This window comes from Pseudomonas sp. ERMR1:02 (assembly GCF_002277815.1).
Classification (GTDB): domain Bacteria; phylum Pseudomonadota; class Gammaproteobacteria; order Pseudomonadales; family Pseudomonadaceae; genus Aquipseudomonas.
In genome coordinates this window covers 1-5,438 of sequence record NZ_NKJI01000051.1, presented here as the reverse complement: position 1 = coordinate 5,438, position 5,438 = coordinate 1, and the positions used below count along the sequence as shown (strand labels likewise).

Sequence of the window (5,438 nt, the reverse complement as noted above, 5' to 3'; positions counted from 1 at the left end):
TGCCAGATGGAAAACCACCAGTCGTCAGTGGCGATATGCTGACGCAGATTGGCCAGCGCCCGGCGAAAACTCAGGGCTTCGTCGAACATTTCCTGCAATAGCGAGCGCCCGGCCCCGCCTTCCATCATCGCTGAAGCGACATCCAGTGAAGCGATGATGCCGTACTGCGGCGACGTGGAGATGTGCATCATGAACGCTTCGTTGAAGCGATCGCGGTCGAGCTGTCGCGCGCCACCGTCCTGCACATGAATCATCGACGCCTGACTGAACGCCGCCAGCAGCTTGTGGGTGGAATGGGTGGTGAACACCAGCGGGCTGTCGCCACTGCGGGACGTGCCCATGCCGTAACGCCCGGCGAAAAACTCATGGAACGCCGCGTAGGCGTACCAGGCCTCATCGAAGTGCAGCACTTCGACGCTGCTGCCCAATTGCTGCTTGATCAACTCGGCGTTGTAGCAGAGGCCGTCATAAGTCGAGTTGGTCACCACCGCCAGTTTGACCTTGGGCGCCCGGCCCTTGGTGAGCGGGCTGGCGTCGATCTTGGCCTTGATCGATTCCGGGCTGAATTCACTCAGCGGGATCGGGCCGATGATCCCCAGCTCATTGCGCTCCGGGCACAGGTACAGGGGGATGGCGCCCGTCATGATGATCGAGTGCAGCACCGACTTGTGGCAGTTGCGATCCACCAGCACCAGATCATCGCGCGCAACCATGGAGTGCCAGACGATCTTGTTGGCGGTCGATGTGCCATTGATCACGAAGAAAGTGTGATCGGCGCCGAAGTTGCGCGCCGCCCGGGCCTCGGCTTCTGCCAGCGGCCCGGTGTGATCCAGCAGCGAGCCGAGTTCCGGCACCGATACCGACAAATCCGAACGCAGGGTGTTTTCCCCGAAGAACTGGTGGAATGCCTGGCCCACCGGACTCTTGTGATACGCCACGCCCCCACCATGGCCTGGGGTATGCCAGGAATAGTTGGAATCGGCGGTGTGTTGCACCAGCGCCTTGAAGAACGGCGGCAGCAATCCGTCCAGGTACTTGCGCGCAGCTCGGGCCACCTGTCGGGCGAGAAATGGTACGGTGTCTTCGAACAGGTAGAGAATCCCGCGCAGCTGATTGAGCTCAGCCATGGCGTCGGCGGGCGCGTTTTCCAGGGTGACCTGCTCGCCTAAAGCGAAGATTGGCAAGTCCGGCGCACGCACTCGCGCCAGCCCGATCAGTTCGGCCATATTCTGTAACAAATGTGAGTGGGCGCTGGCGTCTTCAGCCGCGATCAACATGCACGAGAGGCCGTGATGAGTCGAAGCGACCAGACGCCCTTCGGTGTAATCCACCGCCGAGACGATGCTGAAACCTTCCTGCTCCAGCTCACGGGCGATGCCCCGCACGCGATCACCGGCAACGGTGTCGGCCTTGATGTCACGATGGACGATCAGTACCGGGAATTTCAGATCTTTATACATGTGACTCAGAGTCCTGAGGCGGCAGACCAGAGCCTGCCAGTCACCTCAGGGTAGAGGGTTGAAGCGGATGTGGCGAGCGCGATGCCCTGAAGCGGGTCAGTAACTGCACCAATATGTGGCTGGAGTTTTTTTGTAGGAGCTGGCTTGCCAGCGAAGACGGGGTATCTGACTCACCGCGTCGTTCCGTTCGCCAGCAAGCCGGCTCCTATATATCTATTGGCATGAGGGTAGAGAATCAGGCTTGCGCTTGAGCCTCGGCCAATTGCAACCACAGCGCCGGCGCACCCGCCGATTTGCTGATGATTTCCAGACGCACCGCGTGCCGGGCGAGATCATCTTCGCTGGCGTGAATGATGCGGGTCGGCTTGCGGTCCGCCGGCAGACGACGAATTTCAGTGGCCGAGTTGTCCGCGCCCTCGCCGGAACCGTTGCCATCGGACGCGTTGCCAGCCAGGGACAGGCTGGTCTGGCCCCCGGTCATGGTCAGGTAAACGTCGGCAAGGATCTCGGAGTCGAGCAAGGCGCCGTGCAGTTCACGGCCGGAGTTGTCGACACCATAGCGTTTGCACAGGGCGTCGAGGCTGTTGCGCTGCCCCGGGTGACGTTCCCGGGCCATCATCAGGGTGTCGAGGATCGAGCAATGTTGCGTGATGTCGGCGCGATCGTGCTGGCCCATCAGGGCGAATTCGTTGTTGATGAAGCCAACGTCGAACGCCGCGTTGTGGATGATCAGCTGCGCGCCCTTGATGAACTCGAAGAACTCTTCGGCCACCTCGGCAAAACGCGGCTTGCCCACCAGGAACTCGTTGGTGATGCCGTGGACGCCGATGGCGCCCTCGTCACTTTCGCGGTCCGGTTGCAGGTAAACGTGAAAATGCCGGCCCGTGAGGCGCCGACCGATCAACTCGACACAACCGATTTCGACAATCCGGTGGCCATCGGTCACCGGCATGCCGGTGGTTTCGGTATCGAGTACTACCATCCTGTTAGCTATATTTTTGAAAACCGTCATCGCACCGCCGCCTTTAAACACGCGTTAAATCTTAACATATCGTCAGAAAATCACCGCAAGAACCACGACCAGGTGTACACAGCAATGACATTCTCTTCCACTACGCAGAAGTGTAAATATGGACTCTGCGATCAAGACCTTTATTGCGAGTGGTGTCGAGCGGTTCTCTCAACTCTACGAAACTGATGCCTCTGGCTTTCCTTTATTTTATCCAGCCGCTTTCATGCCCGCTCGATCAGCCCCTCCACTACGAACGAAACTCAGAAGGTCTACTTTGCAGCGATCAAGAGAGTCTGTGAGTGGGAATCCAGCAGGAACATCATCAACCATCTTGATGGTTTCGCAGATGCTTTGGAAATGCGCAATGGCGGCCTTGCGTGCCCGTTCCACCAGACGCCTGGTCACGGCGTTACAGAGGCGTGCATAGTGAAGGTCGATTTGCGTTTTTTGGTCCGCGGTGAGCGAACATCAAGTTGAGCAGCAAGTCCGCCAGCCACGTGAAACTCCACCTACATCGACTTGATCGAAACCACTTCTACAAATCGGAATTTTTTCCTGGCCGCCCTCGTAGCTTCTTGCTCAGCCAGGAGGGTACTCAAGGTATCGACCTCATGGATCATCTCGTGCGTCTTGCCTTCAAATTCATTGCCCACCCGCAGTGTGACTCTCAGCCTGGGCGTGAATGCTTTCGCGACCTTCTTTTTCTCTGCCGTTTTCGCCGACTGCGTGATCACGGTATCCGACCGAGGCTTTTGCACTGGCGCACTGCTTTGCGCAACTGGCTCGCCACCACCGAACAGTGCCCGGCGCATCTCTTCTTCAGTTAATTCTGGGTTCATGCCAATTCTCAGCGGGATGTTATGAGTAGCTTGTACGATTGTATCAGCATGACGAATTTCCAGTAGTGAGTCCCCTCTGATTAGCTCTAAAACCGGCGACCACGGCTGCAGGATGGGACAGTTATCGAGTGGGCAGGAGAAATGGCTGAGCAGACGCAAGTGTAATTCCCCAGCGACGGTCGCAACTACACTTTCGCTATCCAGCCAAAAGCGGCCATCGATACATTCACAAAGTAGCCACTTCTCTTAGCCCGAACACCCCGCACAATCACACCCTGTATTGGGCGGATATTCCCCGTCATCGGGCTTATTCCCCGGTTTCTCATACGCCCGCTTAAAGCCGGCACGGCAAGGGAGCGCGGCGTAGAACAATAATCGCTTCCTATTACTTTTGGCAGGAAAGTTGCGTCGCCGCCACCATCCCGGCTGGAAATCAAACGTTTCGCCAGCCGGGCTAGAAGCAGTGGCTCGTTGTCCATGTTTGCCACGCGCTCCGAGGAACCCTCAGAGGTGTTTGCGATGAAACTGGATACCGGAAGGCTGAATCCTGGTCCATTGTCCAAAACCAGGCTGGCGCTGAGTATCTCTGCTGCCGCGATCCTGTTGGGGCTGGGCTTGTCCCAGACCCAGGCAGTCCCCTCGACAACACCGATCCACCGCTCCTAGCGACCCATCGGCATTCACCAATCAGCCCGCCGACCCCAACGCCGCATTGAGGACTTGCTCAAGCAACCTCGCGCAAACGTCGGCGCCTTCGACTTACCCAATGGGGTGGGCGGTGACCGCAACACCCCTTGGCCGACAATGTGCTGCCACCCAATCTGCAAACCAGCTTCAACATCCCCACTAACGGTAATGCCAGCCCAGTGTTCGGGGCTCAACCGTTCTCACAGAAGCTTGAACTTTTCGAGGAGTTCGGCTCGAACAAACTGAATGCGGCCGACCCTCCATCACCCGTTCCGTTTCCGGTCCCGACGGTGGGCCCGCACCGGCGCAAGATCCATTGAAGGTGGCGCGTAGCGGCCCGTCGCCGGCTGCGCTGGATGCCTTTCTCAAGCAGCCAGCATTGACGCCCTTCCCGACCGAGTTCTCCAATGTGCTGGACTACAACCCTGGAAGGCGCAGATCGAGGATTTCCTCAATCGCCGAGTCAGTTCGCCCGCAGAAGGCCGGCCACCGGGAAAAGGCTGGTCGCACCAGCGTTTCAATGAGTTTTTCCCACGCAACGCCTTCAAGACTGTGCAAGCAGGCGCGCACGTCAATAGCGGCCTACGTGATCGCATGCAACGGCATAACTACGCCGTGGGGAATTTGCGCCAGGCGGGCTCTATCACAACACCAACGGCGACCCGGCCAACGAGGGCACAACCAAGGGCATTGCAGTGCAGTTTCACCCCAACTTCCCTGTCCAGGACCATAATGCGTTGTGGACATTCGACGGCACCTTTCCGCCCAAACTGCTCCAAGTACGCTATGGCCAAGCGATGCTGATGCGTCATTACGATGCCTTGCCCATTGACCCGTCGGCCAACCGGGGCTTTGGCCTGCACACATCACCACCCATGAACATAACGGCCACTCGCCCGCGGAAAGCGACGGCTTTACCAACGCGTTCTTCTTCCCGGGCCAGTACTACGACTATCGATGGCCCATCCAGTTGGCCGGTTACGACTCCATCAATACCAAGGCGAGGATGCACGGGCAGCCTTCCCGTGCGACCCTGGTGAAACCCTGTTCGTCAACGACGCCAACCCCGGCGTCAAGACCTGCGACCACGGCACCATCAAGATCCGTGGCGACTGGCGCGAAACCATGAGCACCCACTGGTTCCACGACCACATGCTCGATTTCACCGCGCAGAATGTCTACAAGGGCAATGCGACGATGATGAACTACTACAGCGCCGTGGACCGTGGCAACGAGTCGGTCGACGACGGGGTCAACCTGCGTTTGCCCAGCGGTTCGGCGCTGGGCTGGGGTAACCGTGACTATGACATCAACTTGACGATCGCAGACAAGGCCTGGGACCAGGCGGGTCAGTTGTGGTACAACCCCTTCAACACCGACGGTTTTCTCGGTGACCAGGTGCTGACCAACTGGGAGTACAAGCCCTTCCTGGACGTACGT

At 58.5% G+C, this 5,438-nt stretch carries 3 protein-coding genes and 1 pseudogene; 1 reads left to right on the top strand and 3 read right to left on the bottom strand.

Going from position 1 to position 5,438, the window contains the following annotated elements:
• The 3 genes from CES87_RS32160 to CES87_RS32150 form a co-directional block, all read right to left on the bottom strand.
• Positions 1-1,460: Orn/Lys/Arg decarboxylase N-terminal domain-containing protein (locus CES87_RS32160; RefSeq protein WP_305880261.1), on the bottom strand; the 1,460-nt coding region annotated here is incomplete at its 3' end.
• A 235-nt stretch (positions 1,461-1,695) separates the two neighbouring features.
• The gene (gene dnaQ / locus CES87_RS32155; RefSeq protein ID WP_371858297.1) at positions 1,696-2,472 is read right to left on the bottom strand and encodes a DNA polymerase III subunit epsilon; all 777 of its coding nucleotides are present in this window, start codon (positions 2,470-2,472) and stop codon (positions 1,696-1,698) included.
• Between the two features lie 509 nt (positions 2,473-2,981).
• Positions 2,982-3,311 (bottom strand): hypothetical protein, encoded by a 330-nt coding sequence (locus CES87_RS32150; protein ID WP_128609433.1) that lies wholly within the window; start codon positions 3,309-3,311, stop codon positions 2,982-2,984.
• Positions 3,312-3,865: 554 nt separating this feature from the next.
• On the opposite strand from CES87_RS32150, the pseudogene CES87_RS32145 reads away from it, so the two are divergent.
• Positions 3,866-5,438: pseudogene (locus CES87_RS32145) on the top strand (copper oxidase); the annotation flags it as partial.